Consider the following 22,617-nt stretch of genomic DNA (forward strand, 5'->3'; position numbering starts at 1 on the left):
TTCAAAAAAGCGCCGGCCCAGCAGGGCGGCGCTGACTGCAATAACCATCCATCAAGGAGTTTCCAATGAGCAACGTTCCATACAAACGCCTGAACAAAGACGATGCCGTGGTACTGCTGGTCGACCACCAGACCGGTCTGATCTCGCTGGTGCAGGATTTCACCCCCAACGAGTTCAAGAACAACGTGCTGGCGCTGGGCGACATCGCCAAGTTCTTCAAACTGCCGACCATCCTCACCACCAGTTTCGACAGCGGCCCGAACGGCCCGATCGTGCCGGAGCTCAAGGCGCAGTTCCCGGACGCGCCGTTCATTGCCCGTCCCGGCCAGATCAACGCCTGGGACAACGAAGACTTCGTCAAGGCGATCAAGGCCACCGGTCGCAAGCAACTGATCATCGCCGGTGTGGTGACCGACGTGTGCGTGGCGTTCCCGACCCTGTCGGCCATTGCCGAAGGTTTTGACGTGTTTGTGGTGACCGACGCTTCCGGCACCTTCAACACTACCGTGCAACAAGCGGCCTGGGCACGCATGTCGGCCGCCGGTGCGCAACTGTTGAACTGGTTCTCCGTGGCCTGCGAGCTGCAAGGCGACTGGCGCAACGACATGGAAGGCCTGGCCAACCTGCTGTCGGAACGCCTGCCGAACTATCGCAACCTGATCAACAGCTACACCAAGTTTACTGCCCAATAATCGCAAAACCTGTGGGAGCGGGCTTGCTCGCGAAGGCGTCATGACAGTCAGCATTGATGTTGCCTGGACCACCGCTTTCGCGAGCAAGCCCGCTCCCACAGGGTTTTGTGTGAGCAGTGGATCAGCGGTTCTGCAACCAGCTTAAAAACCCACCTTTCCTGACCACCACCGGTTTGGCCATCAACGCCAACCGGCTGTTCTGCTGGCGCACCGCTTGCAGCTTGTTCAACGCCCGGTCGACTTCCCGTCGTTGCTCCATGCAACTGCGGGTCAGGGATTTGTCGAGGCGGTAGATGATGCTTGAGGTCATGGCGGTGAACCGTGCCTGGGACGGCGTGTCGGCGAGGATGCTTTGTTCGCCCATGACTTCGCTCGGCCCCATGCGTCCCGCTTCGATCTGCATGCTGCCGTCGGGGACAGTAGCGCTCACCACGCCAGTGGCGATGACGAACAGGCTGTCCGGCACTTCATCCAGATCCAGCACCACCTCACCGGCCGCGTATTGCTGCGCCACCATGTTCTGGGCCAGGCGATCACGTTCCTCGGCACTCAGGGAGCGGAAGATTTTCACCTCATCGAGCAAGGCCCGTGCGCGGGTCGACGGCTCGATCACGCCATCGGGCTGCCGGGAGATGCCCGCCGCTTCGAGGTGCCGATGGGCCAGGTCGAACAGTTGATTGCGCACTTCGCCCTTTTTACCCAGTTCGGCGATGAAGCCGCTGGCCACGTATTCGGACAGGGTTTCGCCGGCTTCCTTGAGCACGGCTTTCGGCGGCGGATCGAGCAGTAGGCTGCTGCTGCCCTGAAGGGTGCGCTCCAAGGCATCGAGCACCCGACGCGGGCGGATGTGGTTGGGCACCTGGATACTGATCGACACCCCGTGCAGGTTGGTCGGGCGGCTGAGGTTGACGATCTTCGCCTTGGCTGCCACCGAGTTCGGCACCACTGCCGTGCTGCCGGCGCTGGTCAGCAAATGGGTGGCCCGCCAGTCGATGTCCAGCACCTTGCCTTCAACGCCATCGATGGAAACCCAGTCATCGACCTGATACGGCTTGGTAGTGTTGAGCACGATGCCGGAGAACACATCGCTCAAGGTGCTCTGCAATGCCAGACCCACGACGATGGCGACGACGCCGGAGGTCGCCAGCAAACCTTTCACCGGCAGCTCCAGCACGTAGCCGGCGGCGGCCACGACGGCAGCCAGGAACACCAATGCGCCGATGACATCCTGCAACAGCCGGCCGCTATGGCCGATGCGTCGCATCAGGACCAGGCCGATCACTTCGGTGAGCACCCGCGCGGCATACAACCACCAGAGAATCCCCAGCGCCGTGGCCCCTAGCTGCGCCACGCGATCATCGGCAAACAAGGGCGCCTGCAACGGGCTGACGCCGGCGTTGATGATCACCGCGCTGAACAGCAGGAACAGCGCCAGACGCACACCGATCCGGATGACGCGATGCTTGAACGGCGCGAGGTGCCAGAGCAGGGCGTCGATGGCCAGCAGCAGCGCGCTCAGGGAGAGCAGGTGACCGAGGAGAAAGGACATGGGGATGCTCCGGTAGAAATGAGGTCGCGCAGGTGGCAAGCGCTTTTGTGGCGAGGGAGCTTGCTCCCGCTTGAGTGCGCAGCACTCACAAGAACGGCATTGACTGCGAGGATTTTGGGGCCGCTGCGCAGCCCAGCGGGAGCAAGCTCCCTCGCCACAAACAGCGGTGTCGGCACATGCCGCTGTGTGGCCCGTGAGCAAAGATTAATAGGATGCCCGTAAGGGAAAAAGCCGCTATAAAGTGTTTGACTGTCAACCGGGATGTGACAATGAACCCCTTCGAAGATATGCGTATTTTTTGCCAGGTCATGGACTCCGGCAGCTTCACCGCTGCCGCCGATCAACTGGGGCTGTCCAAGCAGTTTGTCAGCCGCCGCTTGATGCAACTCGAAGAGCGCCTGGGCGTGCGCTTGCTCAATCGCTCGACCCGGCGACTGGATGTCACGCCGCTTGGGCAGAGTTACTACGAGTCAGCCTTGCGCCTGCTTAGCGAAGTCGAACAAGTGGAGCAGGGCATCGCCGGCCAGACCACCGAGCCTCGCGGGACCATTCGTGCGAGTGCGCCGCTGTCGTTCGCGCTGGCGCATCTTGGGTGCCTGTTGCCGGTGTTTTTGCAGCGCTATCGCGACGTGACCGTGGAGATGGATTTAAGCGATCGCCCCGTGGATTTGCTCGGTGAAGGTTACGACCTGGCGTTGCGCATTGGCACCCTGGAAGACTCGACACTAATTGCCCGACGCATTGCCTCGATTGAACGGGTGTACTGCGCAAGCCCCGCGTACCTGGCCGAGCGCGGCACACCGCGCAAGCCTGAGGATTTGCACGGTCATGACTGCCTGCCGTACGGCCATGGTCGCCAGGTGCAATGGCGTTTTGCGGGGCAGGGCAAGCCCTTGAGCGTCAATGTCAGCGGGCGAATGCGGGTCAACAACGGTGAGTTGCTCAAGGACGCGGCCATCGCCGGCCTGGGGATCACGTATTTGCCGACGTTCATTGTCGGCTCGGCCCTGAAGGATGGACGGCTGGTGGAAGTGCTGGGGGATTTGCGGCCGGAGCCGCTGACGTTGTCGGCGGTCTATCCGCAACACCGGCAGAGTTCGCGGCCGGTGCAGGCGCTGGTTGAGTTTTTGCGCGAGGAACTGGATCAGTCTGGGGGTGGGTTGTAGAGCAACTCACAACATCCAGTGTGGGAGCGGGCTTGCTCGCGAAGGCGGTGTGTCATTGAGCATTGATCTCGACTGACACACCGCCTTCGCGAGCAAGCCCGCTCCCACAGGGTCTTGTGTTGTAAGGGAATCAGTGGGAATCAGGTCCTTTTGTCATCGCCGGGCTGGGCATGGACACCACGGTCATCGCCAGGCTCGCCATTGGCGTGGACGCCACGATCATCGCCGATTTCGCCATTGGCGTGGACGCCACGGTCGTCGCCAGGCTCGCCATTGGCATGGACGCCATGGTCATCGCCGGGCTCGCCGTTGGCATGGACGCCATGGTCATCCCCGGGTTCATCATGGGTGCCGTTGCGCCCTGAAGACGAAACCGCTCCGGAGTGGCTCGAACCGCTGTTGGCACTGCCATGGCCGCTGTTGTTGCCATGGTCGCCGCTGTGGCCGCTGCCGCTGTTGCCGCCGCTACCACCGTTGCCACCACTGCCGTTTCCGCCGTGACTGCCGCCACCGCCGCCGCCATTACCACCGCCATTGCCTCCACCACCGCCTCCACTGCCACCGCCGCCGCCACCGCCACCTCCATTGCCGCCGCCGCCACCACTACCGCCACCCCCACCGCCACCGCCACCCCCATCCTTGGCCTGAGCACTGGATACCCCGGACAAGCTGTCCGGAATCAATACGGTAGACGCCGACAGAACCGCGCCAATAGCTACTGCTAGTAAAAGCTTATTGATGTGCATGTCGTTCTCCGTCTTTTTTATTCAGATTGGAACGTTGATTAACGGTGCAACGTGCTGCTTTTTTTTTGGCTTTCTCTGGTTTGGAGATCATTTCATTTTCGACCAGGACGCGGTCTCTGTAGGAGCTGGCTTGCCAGCGATGGTCGTTAACGATAACGCGTGTGAACCGGATAAACGCGGCGCACTTGAGTCCATCGCCGGCAAGCCGGCTCCTACAGGTATTGCGTTATCGGTGTTTCCCGGGATTGCGTGAAGAACCTTTTTTTCCCCGTGGGAACTTGATAAACACCTCGGCGGACCGATTTATTCAGTCGGTTGTTGAAAACAATGCAACGTGCAGCACGACCCTGTTGCAAAGGGTCAGTGAATGCTCGATGCCAGTTCGAAAATCGGGATGTACATCAGGATCACGATCACCCCGATCAACAGGCCGATAAAGGTCATGAGCAGGGGTTCGAACAGCCGTACGAACCATTCGATCCAGCGACTGATTTCTTCGTCGTAGAAGTCGGCGCTGCGCTCCATCATCTGCCCGAGGTTGCCGGACTGTTCACCGGCGCGCAGCAGGCGCAGGGACACGGGGGTCACCAGGTGATTGAGTTCCAGCGCGGTCGATAGCGATTGCCCTTCGCGCACCCGTTCGCAGGCCTGGTCCAGCCGGCTGCGGGAGGCGACGGTGAGCAGGTTGCGCACCATGCCCATGGCGGTGACGAGGGGAATGCCGCCTTGCAGCAAAATTCCCAGGGAACGGTAGAAGCGCGCCAGCTCATACATGAAGATGCGCTGGTGCACGGCGGGGAGTTTTTCGATCACACGGTCCAGCCCCCGACGAAAGGCCGGTTGGCGCTGGAGCAGGGTGAGGGCGACGATGATGGCCAGCAAGCCGCCGAAGAACTCGCCTTGATGGGTGTGAAGGAACATGCCGCTGCTCATCAGGATCTGCGACAACCAGGGCAGGTTCGACCCCAGCCCTTCGAACACCAGGCTGAAGCGCGGTACGACGTAGCCCATCAGGAACAACACCACGCCGCCTCCCACAACCAGCAACAGCATGGGGTAGATCGACGCGCTGATGATCTTCTGGCGAACCTCGTCCATGCGCTGTCGGTAGCTGACATAGCGGCCCAGGGCATCGCCCACTGCGCCGGTCTTCTCACTGGACTGCACCAGCGCCACGTACAAAGGCGGGAACACCGCCGACATCTGGCCCAGGGCCTGGGAAAACGATTTGCCCTCGTACAGCAAGCGCACCAGTTCGCTCAGGGTTTTGCGGGCTTGTGGCGCGTTTTCCTTTTCCGCCAGGCTTTCCAGCGCATCGATCAACGGCAGGCCGGCGTTGAGCAAGGTGGTCAGTTCCTGGCTGAACAACACCAGGTTGAACGTCTCGCGCTTGTGCATGCGCAACGCGCGCCAATGGCGCTCGGCGTGCAGGCTGACTACCCGCAGGCCCTGGTCTTCGGCGATGCGCCTGGCTTCGCTGTGTCCCGGCGCATCGACGGTCATTGAGATGACACCGGCCTTGCCGACGGCTTTGAGATGAAAGCGCATGGTCGCCATTCCCGTCAGTTCCAGTTGGTGACTTCGGCGTTCTCGCCTTCGCCGCCGGGTTGGCCGTCCTTGCCCATGGACAACAGGTCGTACTCGCTGTTTTCACCGGGATAGCGATAGGCGTAGTTGCGGCCCCAAGGGTCTTGCGGGAGTTTTTTCTGCAGGTACGGGCCGGTCCAGCGCGGTTCGTCGGCGGGGGCCGTGACCAGCGCCTGCAAGCCTTGTTCGGTGGACGGGTAGTGGCCAACTTCCAGGCGGTAAAGGTCCAGGGCTTTGCTCAAGCCTTCTATTTGCGCCTTGGCCACTTTCACTTCGGAACGGCCCAGTTGGGCGAAATACTTCGGTGCCACGATGCCGGCCAACAGCCCCAGCACCACCAGCACCACCAACAGTTCGAGCAGGGTGAACCCGCTTTGGGTTCGCCGGGCATTACGCAGATGCTGATTCATGATGACCTCATACAGTCGATAGCGGTTGCCATGTAGTTGCCATATAGCTGCATGCAATTGCCATGCTCACCTCTGGTGATCCTTCTGCACCCCGCGTACTACGGGCCTTCCCACTTACGGCACAGTGCTTGCGTATGGCTGTTGCACGACTGGCCATTGGGGCAATACCCCCATTTTTCGGGGCCGGGAAGGGGAGGTATAACAATGAAATCACTCACCACCGGGTTGCTGGGTCTGCTTGTGTTGACCGGCGCCGCACAGGCCGATGTGTTTGTTTCCGTGGATGCCAATGGCAGCTACGTCCTGTCCAATGTCCACCGCCCCGGACGCCACTATGAACGGGTGATCCACGAGCCCGAAGCGGCGGTGGTCAGCCTCGATCAGCAACCGCAGATGATCGCCGCGCAACCCTACGCCGAGCTGGTGTCGGCGGCGGCCACGGCCAACGAACTGCCGGCGGCGCTGCTGCACGCCGTGATCAAGACCGAATCGAGCTACAACGCCCACGCTACCTCCTCCCGGGGCGCTCGCGGACTGATGCAGTTGATGCCTGACACCGCCCGCGAAATGGGCGTGACCAACGCCTACGACCCCAAGGCCAACATCCAGGGCGGCGCCCGCTATCTCAAGCGCCTGATGACGATGTTCGACAACGATATTCGCCTCGCCGTGGCGGCCTACAACGCCGGACCGCAAGCGGTGCTCAGTCGCGGCAACGTGGTCCCGCCGTTCGCCGAAACCCAGCGTTATGTGCCCAACGTGCTGAACCAGTATCGGCGTTTGCAGGGCTTGGCCGCGGACGCTCCGCTGTGATCGCAGCCCTGGGGCCGGTTTCCCCAATAGTGGGGAAAAGTGGACCCGGCGAGAAAGTGGGGGGATTGGGTGGGGAATATCCCCCGGTGTATTAAGTCGTGATTATAACTTAATGATTAATAACGTAATTTTTTGTGGCATGCGGATTGCTCTCGACGATTTGTCTTGAATCGTTTCCTGAAAACCCGCATCGAGGCCCGAGACTATGATCGGCATATCCCACGCCCCGTCCTTGATTAATTTGCTGTTGTTGGTGACGTCGATGCTCGGCATCGAGATTGCCAGCGCAGCTGGTCGTTGTGAGCGCACCCTGGTGGCCAACGTCGTGGCGTTCGATCAGCCGCTGATGTTCAACCGCCTGGGTGCGCAAAACGTCAACGGCATGATGTTCGCCCTGCGTCGCGATGTGGTCGATGACCATGACATTTCCCTCGCCCAAGGCGGCGCGGCAGTGCCGGGCAAGGTTTCCCTGCGGCCCGACAAGCGTCCGCGTCCGCTGGTGTTGCGAGTGGCCGCCGGCGATTGCCTGACCATCAATCTGCAGAACCTGCTGGCCTATCAGGCCAACCCGGGCAGTCATGACGGGTTTGAGCAGGAGGGCGAGGAGGACGAGGGCGGCCAGACCGGCAACGCCGAAGGTTTCAAGGCCGATGAGCAGGTGGCTGACCGTCATGTCGGTTTTCAGGTCAACGGCCTGCAGGCCGTCAACAGCATCGATGACATCGCCTCCTATACCGGGCGCAACGGCAACAGCCTCGTCGCTCCTGGCGGCAGCCGTTCCTATACGTTGTTCGCCGAGCGTGAAGGCGCGTTCGATGTCAGCAGCCGTGGCGCGACCTTCGGTGGCGAGGGCGGTGCGGGCAACAACGCCAATGGGCTGTTCGCCCAGGTGGTGGTCGTGCCCAAGGGCGGTCGTACTTACCGCAATACCCTGACCGAAGAAGAAATGCGCCTGGCCAGCAGCGGACGTACGCCAGCCGGCCAGCCAATCGTCGATTACCAGGCGCGCTACCCGCAACGCCAGCCGTGGATTCGCGAAGGCAAGGCCGGTGCGCCGATCATCAACATGGTGGACGGCAGTGAGATCATTTCCAGCGAAAGCGATGCGATCGTGATGGGCAGCAATGCCGACGGCAGCTTCCCGACTTCGACCTATCCACTGGAAGCCATGGGCAAACGCAATCCGGCGTTGCCGAACCGGCTGGAACCGTTCCGCGATTTCGCCGCGCAGTTCCAGGATGAAACCGCCGTCACCCAAGCCTTCCCGGCGTACTTTGCCGACCCGGTGATGGGCCATGTGCTGGAGCCGACCCGCGACTCGTTCATGATCAACTACGGCTCCGGCGGCATGGGCGCCGAGGTGGTCGCCAACCGCCTGGGCGTGGGGCCGATGCACGATTGCCTGTCCTGCGCCTATGAAGAGTTTTTCTTGAGCTCGCACACCGTGGGCGACGTGGCGATGCTGGTGGACGTACCGGCCAACGCCGGCCTGGAAAACATTCGCCCCGGCGAAGTGCCGCGTGCCGTTCAGGTCGGGGTCAAGGCGACCATGGCGCTGTATCCGTCGGAGCCGTCCAACGTCAATCACAGCTACATCGGCGACTTCGTCAAATTCCGCAACACCCACAACGGCTATGAACACCACATCTTCCATCTGCACGGGCATCAATGGCTGTACAACCCGAACGATGACAACACCGATTACCTGGACGCCCAGGGCATTGGCCCGGGTGCCGGCTACACCTATGAAATCGCCAACGGCGGTTCGGGCAACCGTAACCGGGTAGCGGGCGATGCGATCTATCACTGCCACTTCTACCCGCACTTCGCCCAAGGCATGTGGGCCATGTGGCGGGTGCACGATGTGTTTGAAGAAGGCACCCGGCTCGAAGTGTCCCAGCAGGGTGACGACGGCTTCCACAAGAAGCCCTATGCGCTGCGCAGCGGTAAACCGGCGACGGGCGCGCGGGCCTTGCCCGATGGCGAAATCATCGCCGGTACGCCGATCCCGGCGGTCGTGCCGCTGCCTGGCAAAGCCATGGCGCCAATGCCGGGCAAGGTCGCCGTGGTGCCGAAAATCGGCCAGACCCTGGTGGCCGCGGGCGATGATGACGATGATGGTGATGATGACCACGGCGGCGGCAATGGCGGTGTCCAGGCCATCGGTTCGCTGGCGCTGGTCGATCGCAGCGAAGCCAACCGCAACGCCGACGGCAGCCTGAAAAACCCCGGTTTCCCATTCTGGATCGGCGGCATGGAAAGTTCGGTCGGCCAACGCCCGCCAACCCCACCGCTGGACATGCTCGACGCCGCCAAGGCCCAGGCCCTGAAAACCAGCGGCAATGGCCTGTGGGCCAACCTCGACCCGAACCAGTCCGGTGGCTGGGACGGTGGTCTGGGGCGCCATGCGCTGGACGGCGTGTCTGCCGGTGGCGAGGCGCACACGGTGACCACCTCGCTGGACTTCTCCAAGGAAGTGAAGCGCGCCAAACCGATTTACCTGCCGGAAGAGGGCACCGAAGTCGAACAGGCGGCCATGGCCTTCCACGCCAAGAAGGAGCACCCAAGCTTTGCCGTGCTGCCGGGCAAACAGGTGGTGGCGCGCAACTTTCGCACCAACGGTGCCTTGCCGATTGCCGGTGCGCCGTTCTACGAACCGTGCATGGATGATCGGGCCAAACGCCTGACCAGCAGCGCCGGCAGCGGTGAATTCAATAGCGGTGAGCGCATCGACGGGATGTCCTTCACCGGCTCCTCGACCTTCACCGCCGACCGTCCGCGCATCTACAAGGCGGCCAACATCCAGTTCGACGCGGTGTACAACAAGGTCGGCTACCACTTCCCGCAGGCGCGCATCCTGGCGTTGTGGGAAGACGCCTGGCCGGTGATCACCAAGCAGCGTCCGCCAGAGCCGCTGGTGATGCGCATGAACACCTTCGACTGCGTGCAATACCAGCAAACCAACCTGGTGCCGGCCACCTATGAGATGGACGACTATCAGGTGCGCACCCCGACCGACGTGATCGGCCAGCACATTCACCTGCCGAAGTGGGACCTGACCTCGGCGGACGGTTCTTCCAACGGCTGGAACTACGAAGACGGCGTGCTTTCCCCGGGCGCCGTGGTGGAACGCATCCATGCCATCCGCGCGTTCAATCAGTGCGAAGGCGCCGACCCGCGTGACGGCACGCCGGCCTGCCCGAAAGCCAAGAGCCATCCGTTCTTTGGTCAATATGGCCGGGCGGACTGGATGGGCGCGCGCACGGCGATGCAGCGCTGGTTCATTGACCCGGTAATCAACACCAAGGGTGTCGACCGTGGCCTGGGGACCATCTTCACCCACGACCACCTCGGCCCATCGACTCACCAACAGATTGGCCTGTACGCCACCGTACTGGCCGAACCGGCCGGGTCCACCTGGTTCCACGCCGAAACCGGCGAGCCGTTGTACAGCGGCGCGCGCGCTGACGGCGGGCCGACCTCCTGGCAAGCGGTGATCTCCACCGGTGACCTGGACGGTGACGGCAAGAACGACAGCTTCCGTGAGTTCTTCCTGGAATACAGCGACTTCCAGCACGCTTACGAAGCCGGCGTGTACGTAGGCGCCGGCCCCAATGGCGTGCCCAATCCACAGGCGTTCCCGGCGACGGCCGACAGCTTCCGCTACGCGATCAACCCGCCGGTGCGCAACAACGCCGGCAACCTGCTCGAGGCGGTGGTCGAGGCCCGTGGCGGCATCAAGCCGGGCTGCCCGACCCGACCATGCCCGCAAGCGATCTCGGTGGATGACCCCGGCATGTTCGTGGTCAATTACCGCAACGAACCCCTGGGCCTGCGGGTGTTCGACCCGAACAAGGTCGGCCCCGACGGCAAGCGCGGCATGCAGGCCGACGGCCTCGGTGGCGATCTGTCGTTCGCCATGCAAAGCCGCACCGACCGTGCGATCGCGGCAATGAACCTGGCGCCCAACCTGGTGACGTCGGCCACCGGCCCGACTGGCGGCACCACGCTGTTCCCGCCGCACATCAACCGTGGCGGTGCAGAACCGGGTGATCCGTTCACACCGATGCTGCGCACCTACACCGGCGACAATGTACGGTTGCGGGTGCATGCCGGCGGCCATGAAGAAGAGCACAACGTCACCCTGCACGGTGTGAAGTGGCTGCAAAGCGGCACCGGCTACGGCAACAGCTCCAACTCGGGCTGGCGCGCTTCGCAAATGGTCGGGATTTCCGAGCAGATGGGCTTCATTGCGCCGCTGTCGATGCTCTCCAGTTCCGCGGCGAGCACCGGTGATTACCTGTACTCGATGGATGCCTCGATTGAAGGCTACTGGAACGGTATCTGGGGCGTGATGCGCAACTACACCGCGCAACGCAACGATCTGTTCGCGCTGCCGAACAACACGAAACCGGCGGGCATGCGCAACACCGTGGCGTTCGAGGGCACCTGCCCACGGATCCGCGCCAACCCGAACGGCATCGGCACAAGGCCGACCGTGCAGCGCAACTACGAGGTGGTGGCGGCGCTGGCCAATGACATCCTGAGCAACCCGCTGGGCTTGTCGATCGGTGACCCGGAGGGGCTCGGCCAGCATGTCGGCGGGCCGCTGAATCCGGCGGGCGGCACCTTGGTGTTCAACTCGCGGACCGTGAGTATTCCGCGGGTGACGGTGACCGATCCCGAGGACGGCGAAACCATCACCATCGGTGGCCAGAGCGGGCCGATCCATGACCCGACCGCGATCCTGTACGTGCGCAAGACCGACCTTGATCCGACCACCGGCAAGCTCAAGCCGGGCGTACCTGTCGAGCCGCTGGTACTGCGCGCAGCGGCCGGGGACTGCATCAATATCACCCTGGAGAACCGCCTGCCGAGCGTGATGCCGGACCTGGCCCAGACCGCGATCCTGCAAGGGCTGGTCAAGCGTGACCGGCATAACAGTAACGGCTCGACCACCTTCAACAACAACCTGCTGCGGCCTTCCAGCCATGTCGGCCTGCATGCGCAATTGCTGGCCTACGACATCACCAAGTCCGACGGCGCCAACGTCGGCGCCAACCCGATCCAGACCGTGCCACCACGGGTTGGCAACACCGGCGCGTACCCGACCAAGACCTACCAGTATTACGCCGGGCACCTGGAGCGTGAAGGCAAGCCGATCACTCAACTGGGTCGCAACGTCGACAACATCAACGCCACGGCGGTGGAGTTCGGTGGGTTGAATTTCACCCCGGCGGATGTGATCAAGCAGCCGCAGAAAGGCCTTGGCGGAGCGATGAGTGTGCTGCCGGCAGGCTCTACCTGGGTCGAGGATGCCAAGCGTGCCTCGGCCACGGTCACGGCGACGGGGCAGACGGTCTACCGCGACTTTGCGATGGTCTGGCAGCGTGCCTTGAACCTGCGCTGGGCGGGTGGGCGGCCGGTGGAAGGCATCGCCTCGGAAGGCATGGGGGTGCCGAATGATCCGAAGGACAACGCCGGCATGGCCATCAACTACAAGACCGAGCCCATGTGGTACCGCTTCGGCCTCGCTCCGGATGCGCCGTTCGGCCGGGCCGACGGTGCCGGCTACGGCGACGTGCCCAACGCCCACATGGCCTACAGCAACGCGTTGGTGGGCGGTGATCCGCAAACACCGGTGTTCTACGTGAAACCGGGGCAACCGTTCCGTACCCATGTGCTGATGCCTACCGGCGGCAGTCGTGGCGCGACGTTCCAGCTCGACGGTCACCTCTGGTCGGTCAACCCGTACCTGTCGGAGAAGAGCGATACCGATGGCTATCCGATGGGCGCCCCGGGCGTTGGTTCGGTGCGGTTCGGCTTGAACCCGATGTCGATGTACATCGGCGCCCGCGAAAGCGTACTGCCGGCCGCGCACTTCAGCGCCATGCACCCGAGCGCTGGCGGCGTCAACGGGATTGCGGGGGATTACCTGTACCGCGACAACGCGTCCTTCGGCAATGCCGCCGGTTTCTGGGGCTTGCTGCGGGTCACGAATGAACCGGCGCCGACAACGGCACCGACACCGTAGTTGCGGTGATGGAAGGGTGGGATCACTCCACCCCTTGTGGGAGCGAGCCTTTGTGGCGAGGGGGCTTGCCCCCGTTGGGCTGCAAAGCAGCCCCTCAACACTTTTACGACTGCTTCGCAGCCGGACGGGGGCAAGCCCCCTCGCCACAAAGGTTTCTACAAGGGACAGGCAGATTCGGAAGAGGAGTTTTGACATGGACAGGACCATCAAAATCGTTGGCAGTGCGCTGATCCTCGGGATGGCGCTGATCTGGCTCGGCGTGTGGCGAACCGCACCGGCGAGCATGCTCAGACACCGTAGGAAAGGACAGTAATGCAACACCTGTGGGAGCGGGCTTGTGTGGCGAGGGGGCTTGCCCCCGTTCGACTGCGAAGCAGTCGTAAAAGCGGTACATGCGGTGAGTCTGGTGGATGCAATTGTGGATCGAGGGGGCAGCTGCGCAGCCCAACGGGGGCAAGCCCCCTCGCCACATGAGTGACCAAAAGGGACAGGTAGGATCTGAAGAGGGGTTGCAACATGGACAGGACCATCAAAATCGTTGGCAGTGCGCTGATCCTCGGGATGGCGCTGATCTGGCTCGGCGTGTGGCGAACCGCACCGGCGAGCATGCTCAGCGAGGTTGCATTGCCCGACACCTGGAGCAACCGGACGCTGGAGCGTGACGGGGTTTCGGTGGTCTTTGATGTGAAGCCGTTGGCCGAGGACGGCGTGTTGCGCGAGGGCGGTTTTGCCGATGTGCAGTTTCGGGTCACGGACAAGACCTCGGGTCAACCCATGTCTGGCGTGGCGCCGGGTGCCTGGCTCGACCCGGAGGCCGTCGCCGCCGACCAGGCCCAGGGTCGCGACAAGAGCTGCAAGTCGCGGGTCGGGGTGTTCCTGAAGTCGAGTATCGGCGCGCGTCCCATGCTCGACCTCAATAGTTACTTCCTGCTGGTGATGAGCCGTGATGCCAGCGTCTCGGTGGTCGACCCGTCGGTGTCCGTCGGCGGCATCACCAGCACCCTGGCGCGGATCGATCTGAAACAGCCGCCGATGGACTGGGTGACGCCCAAAGACAACAAACGGGTGTTTGTCTCGATGCCCACTGCCGGCGAAGTGGCGGTGATCGACAGTGAACAGTTCAAGCTGATCGACTCGGTGGCGGCCGGCAACAATCCGGTACGCGTGGCCCTGCAACCGGACGAACGTCTGCTGTGGGTCGGCAACAATGCTGCAAAGGACGGGCAATCCGGGGTCACGGTGATCGACACTGCCAGCCTCAAACCCCTCAAGCACCTGGCCACCGGGGCCGGGCACCACGAAATCGCGTTCAGCAAGGACAGCCGCTTCGCCTACGTCACCAACCGCGATGACGGCACCCTGAGCATCGTCGACATCGCCAGCCTGAGCATCAGCAAACAACTCAAGACCGGTTCGCACCCGTTGTCCGTGATGTATTCACCGCTGTCCGGTGCCGCTTATGTGGCCGATGGCAAGGACGGCACGGTGACTGTGGTCGACGGCAACAGCCAGTCGGTGCGCCGGGTGATCAAGCTCAAACAGGGGCTGGGTCCGATGGGGTTCAGCGCCGACGGTCGTTTTGGCATCGTGCTCAATACCCTGGAGAACCAGGCCGCGGTGATCGACACCGCCAACGACGCGCTGATCCATGAGCTGAACGTCTCCGCCGAGCCCTATCAAGTGGTGTTCACCAAGGCCTATGCCTATGTGCGCGGGCTGGCTTCAGCGAAAGTCACGATGATCAACCTGGCGTCCCTCGGCGAGGGCCGCGCGCCGATCATCCAGGGTTTCGAGGCTGGCACCCAGGCACCGCGGATGGCCGGTGACCTGCCGCTGGCGTCGAGCCTGGCGGTATCGCGGGACGATAACGCGGTGTTCGTGGTCAACCCGGTGGACAACACCACCTACTTCTACGCCGAAGGCATGAACGCGCCGATGTCCGGTTACCCCAATCGCGGACAGGTGGCGCGGGCGGCGCTGGTCATTGACCGCAGCCTGCGGGAAATCGAACCCGGGCTGTACAGCTCGCGGGTCAAGCTGCCGGCGGCGGGGCGTTTCGACGTGGCGTTCCTGCTCAACCAGCCGAACATCATCCACTGCTTCAGCACCCTGGTAGAGGCCGACAAAAACCTCGACCGGCAGCGTGGGGTGCCCAAGGTGGAGTTCATGCTCGACAAGTTCACCGCTGACCTCGGCAGCCCGTACGTGGTGCGCTTCCGCATCGTCGAGGGCAAGCAGAAGGCACAGCGCAGCGGGGTCAAGGATGTTCAGGTGCGCTACTTCCGCGCCCCGACTTCGCGACCACAGGAGGTCGCCGCCCTGGAAGTTGCCGACGGTGTCTATGAAGCCCCGGTGACCCTCGACCAGGACGGTGCCTGGTACCTGCACGTGCGGGCGGCGTCCCTCGGCTCCAGCTTCGATGACAAGACCTTTGCCAGCGTTCGGGTGATACCCGGCGATACCCAGTAAGAGGAAACTGACATGAACCGATTTGCACATCGCGGCCTGCTGACGTTCTGCCTCTTGGCCATCGGTATCGGCCAGGCGCTGGCCCACTCGACGGACGAGCATGGCGGGCACGACATGACGAGCAAAAAGGCCAGCCCGGAGACCGCCCGGATCAAGTTTGCCGACGTGGCCCTGCTGGACCAGGACGGCAAGGTCGTCAGCCTGGAAAAGGACCTGGTAAGCAACAAGATCGTGGTCATGGGCTTCATCTACACCAGCTGCACCACGGTCTGTCCGGTGGTGTCCTCGATCATGGGCAAGGTGCAGAAACAGCTCGGCGCGCGGGTCGGCACCGAGGTGCAACTGGTGTCGATCAGCATCGACCCGCAGCGCGACGATCCCAAGCGCCTGAACGACTACGCCCGCACTTTCCAGCAAGGGCCGGGCTGGAGCTGGCTGACCGGTTCGCCGCAGTCGGTCAATGCCACCCTCAAGGGCCTGGGCGCCTACAGCGGTGACTTCAAGAACCACTCGCCGCTGATTCTGGTGGGGGACGGCAATAACCGCTTCTGGACCCGCTACTACGGATTCACCGACCCGACGGAGCTGGCCCGGGCCGTCGAGAAGCTCAGTGGTGAACGCAATACCCACGCCAAGCACACCGCCATCGCCATGGAGCAGCAGCCATGAGAGCCATCGACTGGATCGCCCTGAGCGTCTGTTTCTGCATTTTCAGTTCAATGGCGTTTGCCCATGAAGAGCATCAACAGAGCGCGCCTGCGGTGGCCGCCGCGCAACCGTCCACCGGTACCCACGACGCGCAAACCTGGTTCACCGACACGCCGTTGCAGGACCAGAACGGCAACACGCTGCGCTTCTACAGCGACGCATTGAAGGACCGTGTGGTGCTGCTCAATGTGATTTTCACCAGTTGCAACGATGCTTGCCCGTTGATTACCCGCAAGCTCAAGGAAGTACGTGAAGTGCTCGGCGACAAGGCCGACGGCATCACCTTTATCTCCCTTACCAGTGATCCGCTGCGGGACTCCCCGGCGGTACTCAAGGCTTACACCTTGAAACAGGGCGTCGATGGGCCCCACTGGCTTTTCCTTACCGGCGACAAGGTGCAAATGGACCTTGTCTTGGGGCGCATCGGTCAGATCGTGCCCACCCCCGAGCAGCACTCCACCCAGTTGATCGTCGGAGACGTGGCGAACAAACGCTGGAGCAAAATCCGTCCCGATGCCCCGGCCGCCGCCATTGCCCAGCGCTTGCAGCTGCTGACAATGCCCGTGGCGGAGCGCTGAGCCATGGCCATGAACACTGCCCTCGTCCTCGGCCTGCTGCTCTTCGGTGGCCTCACGCTCAGCGTCCAGGCGCTGCCGCTGAGCCTCAACGAAAGTGCCGGCAAGCGCTTGTACCGCGAAGGTGTGTCGGCCAGCGGCGAGCCGATCATGGCCCGGGTCGGCGCATCGAACATGCTGCTGCCGGCCACCAGCCTGCCGTGTGCCAACTGTCATGGCGAAGACGGCCTCGGGCGCCCGGAAGGCGGGGTGCGACCACCGGACCTGAGTTGGTCGCGGCTGGCCAGCAGCCATGGCCAGCAGCACATCAACGGCCGCAGTTATCCGGCCTACAGCGACAGCACCCTGGCGCGCGCGGTGCAGGAGGGGCGCGACCCCGGCAACAACCGGCTCGATCCGACGATGCCACGGTTCGTGTTGTCGATGAACGACCAACGCAACCTCACGGCGTACCTCAAGCGCCTGGCCGAAGACCGCGATCCGGGCCTGACCCCCGACAGCCTTAACCTGGGCACCTTGCTGCCGGGCACTGGGTCGTTGAGCGAGGAGGGCGCTACGGTGGCGGCGGTGCTCAAGGGCTGCGTGACGCGTATCAACGAGGCGGGTGGAATTCACGGCCGGCAGTTGCGCCTGACCATCCTCGACCCCGGTGCCGATCGCGCCAGTGCCGAACAGGCGCTGGACCGCTTGATCGATCAAGAGCAGGTGTTTGCCCTGATCGCACCGCTGGTGCCGGCATTGGACGTGGAACTCGCCGTGCGTCTGGAACGGGCCGGCATTCCCCTGATCGGGCCGCTGTCCTTGCAGGGCACGCCCCACGCCAGCCGGCAGATATTCGAGCCGCTGCCGGGGCTTCGCGAGCAATTGATCGCCCTGGCCGATTACGCCGCTGCCAGCCTGCGCGTGCTCCAGGGGCCGACGCTGATCGCCTATCCGGACGAATCCGGCCAACGCTTGGCGGCGCAGGAACTCAGCCAGTACCTGCAGGGGCACGCCTGGCAAAAGGTCAGCCTGCAAGCCTATGACGCGGCCAGGGATGATCTGCCCTTGGGGTCGCGCTCGGTGTTTTACCTGGGCAGCAGCAGCGGCTTCAGTCGACTGGCCGAGCGCCTGCAAACGGCGGGGCAGGTGCCTTACCTGTTCGCCGCCTCGAACCAGGTCGCGGGCAACCTGATCCAGGTGCCCAGCGGATTTTCCCGGCGGGTGTTCCTGGCCTATCCGTTCGTGCCCAGTGACTGGACCCTGGCCGGGCGCCTGGCCTTGACTCAATTGCGTGAACTTCAGGGCCTGGGCGGCCAGCACGCGGTGCTGCAGGTGGGCGCGTTCAGTTCGATGATGCTGCTCAGCGAAGGCATGAAGCAGGCCGGGCGCGATGCCAGCCGCGAGAAACTGGTCAGTGCCCTGGAAGGCCTGCATGACTTTGATACCGGGCTGACGCCACTGATCAGCTTTGGTCCCGGCCGGCGCCAGGGCTTGAGCGGTGCCCATATCGTCACGGTGGATCTGCCGGACCAGCGTTTTTATCTGGTCGCCCCCTACAAACCCATTGCCGCCATGCCCTGACCGGAGGCCGATCATGAAACTCAACACTTTGCTGGTCCTGTTGACGCTCTGGGTGCCCGTGGCGTGGTGCAGCAGTGGCCCGGCCGCGGCGCGGGTCAATGGCGAGGAAATTTCCCAGCTGCGCCTGGAACGCTACTTCGCCGAATACCTGGAGGATCAGGGCCGGGCGGTAGGCAACATTCGCAATCCGAAAGCCTACAAGCAACTGCGCAAGGCCGCGCTGGATGCCTTGATCGACCGCGAACTGTTGTGGCAGGAAGCCGTCAAGCGCGGCGTGGTGATCAGTGATGCCGTGGTCAAGGACCAGGTCGACCAGACCCGTCAGGCCATGGGCGGCGCCGAGGTGTTTGCCCGGCGTCTTGAGGATGCCGGTTTCGACGAAGCCGGCTACACCGAATACACCCGCCGTGAACTGGCGGCCCGACAAGTCTTCAATGACCTCACCCAGGCCGGTGAGCCGGACGAAAAACAGGTGCGGGCGTTCTACGAAGAACACCGCGCCGAGATGAACCGGCCCGAAGAAGTGCGGGCCCGGCATATCCTGATCAAGGTAGCGCCCGGTGCTGACGCTTCCACTGTCGAGGCCGCGCGGCTACGCTTAATCGCGATGAAGGCGTCGATCGTTGCCGGTACCGATTTCGCCAGCGTTGCGCGCAGCGGGTCCGAAGACGCGTCGGCCGGCGAAGGGGGCGACCTGGGTTATTTTCCCCGTGGACGAATGCTGCCGGAGTTCGAGGCTGCCGCGTTTACCCTGGCGCCGGGGGCTGTCAGCGAACCCGTGCGTACGTCGGTGGGCTGGCATCTGATTTTTCTGGAGAACCACATGGAGGCGACCAATGTCCCAGCAGAGCAAGGACTTGACATGGTTCGGGCTTACCTTGCCCGGCAACAACAGGTTCAAGCCCGCTTGCAGGCATTGGCGCAATTGCGCTCGCGTAATCGAATCGAACGGATTGACGATGAATAGGGGGTTCCCCAACAGTGGGGAAAAAACGTCAATGCCAATCCGATCGCTTTCCCCGTTTTTGGGGGATGGGATTGCAGTACGAATAGGCATTGTTTTTAAATTCAAGGACATGAAGACCTAAAATTACCGGCGCTCAGTCTGGCATGAAGTGTGCGTTAGTCCTCTCAGGGCACGCACTCTGCCAGGTTCAAAACCCGGACCTGCGGTTTCAAGGAGTCGACCTTGTTAAACAAAGTACTGGTTGTTGATGACGAACAGCTGCTGGCGGAAAACCTCCAGGGTTACCTGCAGGCGCAAGCACTGGAAGTCCGGATTGCTCACGACGGTGCACACGGGATCGCCGAAGCTGACGATTTCGCACCCGATGTGATGGTGTTCGATTACCGCTTGCCCGATATGGAAGGCTTTCAGGTGCTCGATGCCGTCCGCCAGAACAGGAAGTGCCATTTTGTGCTGATCACAGGGCATCCAACCGCAGAAGTTTGCGAGCGGGCCCGGCTAATGGGAGTCAGCCATATCCTGTTCAAACCGTTCCCGTTGGCGGAATTGGCCCGTGCAGTGCTTGATCTTCTTGGCAGGCGACGCGAGCCCAGAGCGGGTGTGGTAGTGAGCACTTCGGAAGGATTCGTCGAACGACGCCAGAGCAGGACCGAGAGTTTCCCGCTGCAGTTGTACGACGGAAGTTGGGTGCTTGCAGATCGCCGAAAAAACACATCGGCCTCCATGGCACCAGACGACGAACAATTGCTCGCCGGGGAGTAGTGGCGCGACAAGACGTTCCGGCTTTTGCCGAAACTGCTCGCCGCGTCGACAGGGCTCAAAGCCCCGGGCGTTGGAGAGCAAGCCATGGACCGTCTATCCCTTGCCGTAGAACCGGCGCAACCGGAATGTGTACCGACTCGTTTTACCAGCGAACAACTGGCCCAGGCCCGAGCCCTGGCCACCAGCTCCGGCGAACGGATGCTGGACGCCCTCGGGGGATTGAGCGAACTGGCGCCCATGCCGTTCATCCAGTGCCTGGGTGTGACTCTGCACTACCCGGTGCTCGACACCGACAACCTGTTCAAATCCACCCCGGTGTTCGACCGGGTGACCCTGGCCCAATGCCTCAAGCGCGAATTCATCCTGCTGCGCCATGACGATGCGGTCATCGGTGTGTTCGCCGACCCCTTCGACAGTGCCCGCCTGGCCTGGATCGATGAATGCCTGCATGGTGCGCCGCTGTACCTGGTGCACGCCGACGACTTGAAGGCGTACCTGGCGCGTCACGAAGAGAGCTTCCACGCGGTGGAATCGCTCAACGCCCAAGCCGAGGGCGGCACCGAAATCGATACCCTGCAAAGCCTGTCCCTGACCAGCATCAGCGAAGACTCCAGCGTGGTGGTCAAACTGGTCAACTCGACCCTGTACGACGCGCTGAAAATGCACGCCAGCGATATCCACCTTGGCACCACCGGCAGTGGCCTTGTGATCAAGTACCGGATCGATGGCGTACTCAACAACATCAGCAAGATCCAGGGCAGCGAGTTCGCCGAGCAGGTGATTTCCCGGGTCAAGGTCATGGCCGAACTGGACATCGGCGAAAAACGCGTGCCTCAGGACGGTCGTTTCAAGGTCGGTATCAGCGGTCGGCAGATCGACTTCCGGGTGTCGATCATGCCGAGCATCTTTGGCGAAGACGCGGTGCTGCGGGTACTCGACAAACAGGACCTCGCCGACAAAGTCTGTGGCGTGCAGCTGCAAGCCCTGGGCTTTGAAGAAGAAACCCTGCGCCAACTGCGCCGGCTGGCCGCCGAACCCTACGGCATGGTGCTGGTGACCGGGCCTACCGGTAGCGGCAAGACCACCACCCTGTACGCGATGATCACCGAGATCAACCACGGCGTGGACAAGATCATCACCATTGAAGACCCGGTGGAGTATCAACTGCCGGGCGTGCTGCAAATCCCCGTCAACGAGAAGAAAGGCCTGACGTTCGCCCGGGGCCTGCGCTCGATCCTGCGGCATGACCCGGACAAGATCATGGTCGGTGAAATCCGCGACCCGGACACCGCGCAGATCGCCGTGCAATCGGCGCTCACCGGTCACCTGGTGTTCACCACCATCCACGCCAACAACGTGTTTGACGTGATCGGCCGTTTCACCCAGATGGAAATCGATCCCTACAGCCTGGTCTCGGCGCTCAATGCCGTGCTGGCCCAGCGCCTGATCCGCCTGGTCTGCACCAGTTGCAGCAACCCTTACAGCCCGACAGACGAAGAGCTGGAGATCTCGGGGCTCGATCGGCAAAAGGTCGCTCACTATCAGTTCGTCCACGGCAAGGGCTGCGGGCATTGCCGGGGCACCGGTTATCGCGGGCGTAGCGCGATTGCCGAGCTGCTGCACCTGGACGACGAACTGCGGCAAATGATCGTCGAGCGCCAACCCATTTCGAAAATCAAGGCCCATGCCTGCAAACGTGGCTTGCGCCTGTTGCGCGAGTCGGCGCTGGAGCTGGTGGAACAAGGCCGGACCACTCTCGAGGAGATCAATCGTGTCACTTTTATCTCGTGAGCAATTTATCGCCGTGCTCGGCGCCAGCGGTGTTGGCCTGGGACATCGGCAAGGCAGTGCAACTCGCTGGCTGGGCAGCGTCGGCTACATCGACGAAGGCTTCCACGCCTGGGCGGTGGCCCTCGACACCCTCGACCGTTTGCTGGCCGAACACGCCGTTGCCAGGGCGGAACTGACCGTGGTGATCTCCGGGCACTTCAGCCGCTACTGCCTGGTGCCCTGGAGCGAGCAGATCAGCAGCCCGGCCGAATTGCTCGGCTTCGCCCAATTGTGTTTCGAAGACCTCTACGGTGCCACGACGCAACCCTGGAACCTGGTGCTTTCGCCCGAACCTGCCGGTTATGACCGTATCGCCACCGCGCTGCCACAGGACTTGCTCGAACGCCTGCGCGCTATGGTCAGCGCCCGCGGTCTGCGCCTGCGTTCGGTGCAGCCGTACCTGATGGCGGCATTCAACCATTTCGATCAAAGCTTTGATGCCGGGGACTTCCTGTTCGTGGTCGCCGAACCGGTACGCAGCGTATTGCTGCTGGCCCGGGAAGGGCGCTGGACCTCGGTGCGTTCGGTCGGCAGCAGCGACAGCGATGCCGCGCTGACCGCGCTGATCGGCCGTGAAAACCAGTTGCAGGCATCCACCAGCGAACGGCCGTTGAATGTCTACCTGCATGCACCGGCGCGCATCGACTCGCATCCCGACGTACCCGGTGTGCACCTGCGCACCCTCGAAGAAGACCGGACAGCCGTACGCGATTGCCTGTACGTCATGTCTCGGGCGGTGGCCTGAC

At 62.8% G+C, this 22,617-nt stretch carries 17 protein-coding genes; 13 read left to right on the forward strand and 4 right to left on the reverse strand.

Annotated elements, in window-relative coordinates:
• Positions 1-65: 65 nt before the first annotated feature.
• Positions 66-692 (forward strand): isochorismate family cysteine hydrolase YcaC, encoded by a 627-nt coding sequence (gene ycaC, locus QMK54_RS12025; protein WP_110661874.1) that lies wholly within the window; start codon positions 66-68, stop codon positions 690-692.
• 121 nt (positions 693-813) lie between these two features.
• Here the strand turns inward: ycaC and QMK54_RS12030 are convergent, their stop codons facing one another.
• Positions 814-2,241, reverse strand: a complete 1,428-nt coding sequence (locus QMK54_RS12030; RefSeq protein WP_320402562.1) for a mechanosensitive ion channel family protein — start codon at positions 2,239-2,241, stop codon at positions 814-816.
• Positions 2,242-2,510: 269 nt separating this feature from the next.
• Between QMK54_RS12030 and QMK54_RS12035 the strand changes: the two genes are divergently transcribed.
• Positions 2,511-3,407: a LysR family transcriptional regulator gene (locus tag QMK54_RS12035; protein WP_320402563.1), complete on the forward strand. Its 897-nt coding sequence runs from the start codon at positions 2,511-2,513 to the stop codon at positions 3,405-3,407.
• 140 nt (positions 3,408-3,547) lie between these two features.
• On the opposite strand, the gene QMK54_RS12040 is transcribed toward QMK54_RS12035, so the two are convergent.
• Positions 3,548-4,153, reverse strand: a complete 606-nt coding sequence (locus tag QMK54_RS12040; protein WP_320402564.1) for a hypothetical protein — start codon at positions 4,151-4,153, stop codon at positions 3,548-3,550.
• Here QMK54_RS12040 and QMK54_RS12045 point away from each other — a divergent pair.
• Positions 4,152-4,406 (forward strand): hypothetical protein, encoded by a 255-nt coding sequence (locus QMK54_RS12045; protein WP_320402565.1) that lies wholly within the window; start codon positions 4,152-4,154, stop codon positions 4,404-4,406. The two genes, QMK54_RS12040 and QMK54_RS12045, sit on opposite strands and share 2 nt — an antisense overlap.
• 107 nt (positions 4,407-4,513) lie before the next feature.
• Here QMK54_RS12045 and QMK54_RS12050 read toward each other — a convergent pair whose 3' ends face one another.
• Both QMK54_RS12050 and gspG read right to left on the reverse strand, forming a co-directional pair.
• Complete coding sequence (locus tag QMK54_RS12050; RefSeq protein WP_110661366.1) at positions 4,514-5,701, reverse strand: type II secretion system F family protein; 1,188 nt, start codon at positions 5,699-5,701, stop codon at positions 4,514-4,516.
• A gap of 14 nt (positions 5,702-5,715) precedes the next feature.
• A complete protein-coding gene (gene gspG, locus QMK54_RS12055) occupies positions 5,716-6,150 on the reverse strand; it encodes a type II secretion system major pseudopilin GspG (RefSeq protein WP_110661362.1) in 435 nt (144 codons plus the stop codon).
• A 204-nt stretch (positions 6,151-6,354) separates the two neighbouring features.
• Between gspG and QMK54_RS12060 the strand changes: the two genes are divergently transcribed.
• The 10 genes from QMK54_RS12060 (at position 6,355) to QMK54_RS12105 (ending at position 22,616) form a co-directional block, all read left to right on the forward strand.
• Positions 6,355-6,963 (forward strand): lytic transglycosylase domain-containing protein, encoded by a 609-nt coding sequence (locus tag QMK54_RS12060; RefSeq protein WP_320402566.1) that lies wholly within the window; start codon positions 6,355-6,357, stop codon positions 6,961-6,963.
• Positions 6,964-7,168: 205 nt separating this feature from the next.
• A complete protein-coding gene (mnxG, locus tag QMK54_RS12065) occupies positions 7,169-12,997 on the forward strand; it encodes a manganese-oxidizing multicopper oxidase MnxG (RefSeq protein WP_320402567.1) in 5,829 nt (1,942 codons plus the stop codon).
• Between the two features lie 516 nt (positions 12,998-13,513).
• The gene (locus QMK54_RS12070) at positions 13,514-15,466 is read left to right on the forward strand and encodes a YncE family protein (RefSeq protein ID WP_320402568.1); all 1,953 of its coding nucleotides are present in this window, start codon (positions 13,514-13,516) and stop codon (positions 15,464-15,466) included.
• A 12-nt stretch (positions 15,467-15,478) separates the two neighbouring features.
• A complete protein-coding gene (locus tag QMK54_RS12075) occupies positions 15,479-16,135 on the forward strand; it encodes an SCO family protein (RefSeq protein ID WP_110662435.1) in 657 nt (218 codons plus the stop codon).
• Entirely contained in the window at positions 16,132-16,752 is a 621-nt protein-coding gene (locus QMK54_RS12080) for an SCO family protein (RefSeq protein ID WP_223595676.1), read from the forward strand. Before QMK54_RS12075 ends, QMK54_RS12080 begins: the two co-directional genes overlap by 4 nt.
• Before the next feature lie 9 nt (positions 16,753-16,761).
• Entirely contained in the window at positions 16,762-18,312 is a 1,551-nt protein-coding gene (locus QMK54_RS12085; RefSeq protein WP_223595673.1) for an ABC transporter substrate-binding protein, read from the forward strand.
• Positions 18,313-18,325: 13 nt separating this feature from the next.
• Positions 18,326-19,279: a peptidylprolyl isomerase gene (locus QMK54_RS12090; RefSeq protein WP_320402569.1), complete on the forward strand. Its 954-nt coding sequence runs from the start codon at positions 18,326-18,328 to the stop codon at positions 19,277-19,279.
• A 222-nt stretch (positions 19,280-19,501) separates the two neighbouring features.
• Positions 19,502-20,041, forward strand: coding sequence for a response regulator (locus tag QMK54_RS12095; protein ID WP_110660263.1), 540 nt, complete (start codon positions 19,502-19,504; stop codon positions 20,039-20,041).
• Between the two features lie 84 nt (positions 20,042-20,125).
• Complete coding sequence (locus QMK54_RS12100; protein ID WP_320402570.1) at positions 20,126-21,832, forward strand: GspE/PulE family protein; 1,707 nt, start codon at positions 20,126-20,128, stop codon at positions 21,830-21,832.
• A complete protein-coding gene (locus QMK54_RS12105) occupies positions 21,813-22,616 on the forward strand; it encodes a hypothetical protein (protein WP_110660265.1) in 804 nt (267 codons plus the stop codon). Before QMK54_RS12100 ends, QMK54_RS12105 begins: the two co-directional genes overlap by 20 nt.
• Position 22,617 lies beyond the last annotated feature (1 nt).

Origin of the sequence: Pseudomonas sp. P5_109, assembly GCF_034009455.1 — a bacterium.
Classification (GTDB): Bacteria; Pseudomonadota; Gammaproteobacteria; order Pseudomonadales; family Pseudomonadaceae; genus Aquipseudomonas.

Bases quoted from the DNA above. Each gene is read 5' to 3' on its own strand.
- QMK54_RS12035 (WP_320402563.1), top strand. From the start codon at position 2,511: ATGAACCCCTTCGAAGATATGCGTATTTTTTGCCAGGTCATGGACTCC.
- QMK54_RS12070 (WP_320402568.1), top strand. From the start codon at position 13,514: ATGGACAGGACCATCAAAATCGTTGGCAGTGCGCTGATCCTCGGGATG.
- QMK54_RS12085 (WP_223595673.1), top strand. From the start codon at position 16,762: ATGAACACTGCCCTCGTCCTCGGCCTGCTGCTCTTCGGTGGCCTCACG.
- QMK54_RS12080 (WP_223595676.1), top strand. From the start codon at position 16,132: ATGAGAGCCATCGACTGGATCGCCCTGAGCGTCTGTTTCTGCATTTTC.
- QMK54_RS12045 (WP_320402565.1), top strand. From the start codon at position 4,152: ATGTCGTTCTCCGTCTTTTTTATTCAGATTGGAACGTTGATTAACGGT.
- QMK54_RS12040 (WP_320402564.1), bottom strand. From the start codon at position 4,153: ATGCACATCAATAAGCTTTTACTAGCAGTAGCTATTGGCGCGGTTCTG.
- QMK54_RS12030 (WP_320402562.1), bottom strand. From the start codon at position 2,241: ATGTCCTTTCTCCTCGGTCACCTGCTCTCCCTGAGCGCGCTGCTGCTG.
- ycaC (WP_110661874.1), top strand. From the start codon at position 66: ATGAGCAACGTTCCATACAAACGCCTGAACAAAGACGATGCCGTGGTA.
- QMK54_RS12100 (WP_320402570.1), top strand. From the start codon at position 20,126: ATGGACCGTCTATCCCTTGCCGTAGAACCGGCGCAACCGGAATGTGTA.
- QMK54_RS12075 (WP_110662435.1), top strand. From the start codon at position 15,479: ATGAACCGATTTGCACATCGCGGCCTGCTGACGTTCTGCCTCTTGGCC.
- QMK54_RS12050 (WP_110661366.1), bottom strand. From the start codon at position 5,701: ATGCGCTTTCATCTCAAAGCCGTCGGCAAGGCCGGTGTCATCTCAATG.
- QMK54_RS12090 (WP_320402569.1), top strand. From the start codon at position 18,326: ATGAAACTCAACACTTTGCTGGTCCTGTTGACGCTCTGGGTGCCCGTG.
- gspG (WP_110661362.1), bottom strand. From the start codon at position 6,150: ATGAATCAGCATCTGCGTAATGCCCGGCGAACCCAAAGCGGGTTCACC.
- QMK54_RS12060 (WP_320402566.1), top strand. From the start codon at position 6,355: ATGAAATCACTCACCACCGGGTTGCTGGGTCTGCTTGTGTTGACCGGC.
- mnxG (WP_320402567.1), top strand. From the start codon at position 7,169: ATGATCGGCATATCCCACGCCCCGTCCTTGATTAATTTGCTGTTGTTG.